Source organism: Sulfitobacter sp. HI0129 (assembly GCF_001635395.1).
Lineage (GTDB): Bacteria > Pseudomonadota > Alphaproteobacteria > Rhodobacterales > Rhodobacteraceae > Sulfitobacter.
Genome location: NZ_LWGH01000439.1, coordinates 1 through 1,170, shown reverse-complemented (window position 1 = coordinate 1,170; position 1,170 = coordinate 1). Strand labels below are relative to the sequence as shown.

General features: G+C 67.6%; 1 protein-coding gene and 1 tRNA gene. One reads left to right on the top strand and one right to left on the bottom strand.

Annotated features, from left to right (window positions below; translation table 11 throughout):
• The first annotated feature begins 151 nt into the window (after nucleotides 1-151).
• Entirely contained in the window at nucleotides 152-925 is a 774-nt protein-coding gene (locus A3764_RS11910) for a hypothetical protein (protein ID WP_236628181.1), read from the top strand.
• 18 nt (nucleotides 926-943) lie between these two features.
• Here A3764_RS11910 and A3764_RS11905 read toward each other — a convergent pair.
• Nucleotides 944-1,020, bottom strand: a tRNA-Asp gene (locus A3764_RS11905).
• Nucleotides 1,021-1,170 lie beyond the last annotated feature (150 nt).

Genomic DNA, 1,170 nt, shown 5'->3' with positions numbered 1-1,170 from the left:
CCGCCGTCTGCATCGTCACACCTGCCCGAAATTGCCCATGCCTGCCTCGCATCCTAGAGGAGCGGCTGGTACAAGAGAATCGCAAATTGCGGCCCGCGCCGCGCCGTTGCCGCTTTGCCATGAAAGGTGGGGCCGCCCGAACGAGTGACAGATGAACCCACTGATTCCGCAGGACTTCGCAGAGGCGGGCTTTGCCGCGAACCGGCGCGCACCGACCCCGCTGGCGCGCTATCAGGTGCTGGGCGAGCGGTCTTCGGGCACCAATTTCGTCTCCCGTCTGCTGGGGCGCAATTCATCCATGCGCCCGGCCACGGATCTGGGCTGGAAACACGGCTTCCCGCGCGAGGCGCCGGTTCCCGCGGACCTCGGCGTGATCTGCATGACAAGGCGCGCGGACGACTGGGCGCTTTCCATGCACCGCAAGCCCTGGCACGCGCCGCCAGAGCTGCAGGCACTCGAATTCGGCGATTTCATCCGCGCGCCCTGGGAAACGGTGGTAGACCGACCGCGCTACTTCACCGCCGCTATGCAGGCCGGCCCCCTGGGCGGGCCGCTGCTTCCGGACCGCGATCCCGAAACCGGGGCCGCCTTCGCGGATCTTTTTGCCCTGCGCACGGCCAAGATGCGGGCGATGCTGGGGTATATGTCGCGCGATTGCACCTGCCTCCTGCTGAGCGTGGAGACGGCGCAAGCCGAGCCGGAAGCGACGCTGGACGCCCTGCTCTACGTGATGGGCCATCCCCCGCGCAGCACGCCCTATCGCCGCGTGGTCAAACGCCTCGGCTCCCGCTTCAAGCCGGCCATACCGGAGCGGCCCAAGACACCTGCGCGCATGGGCAAGGCAGGCCGGCGGTTCATGCAAGCCCGGCTGGACGAGGAATTGGAGCGCCAGTTGGGCTATAGCTACGACAGCCCGGCGGACTGAGTGGCGATGAGGGGAAAGTGGCGCGGTTGACGGGGCTCGAACCCGCGACCCCCGGCGTGACAGGCCGGTACTCTAACCAACTGAGCTACAACCGCGCGATGCGGTCGGGATAGACCGAAGCCGCCCACCCGTCAAGCGGCACAATGCAGGCGGCCGGAACGAAAAAAGGGACCCCGGAGGATCCCTTTTTCAGGCAGCGGTGGCGCGGTTGACGGGGCTCGAACCCGCGACCCCCGGCGTGACAG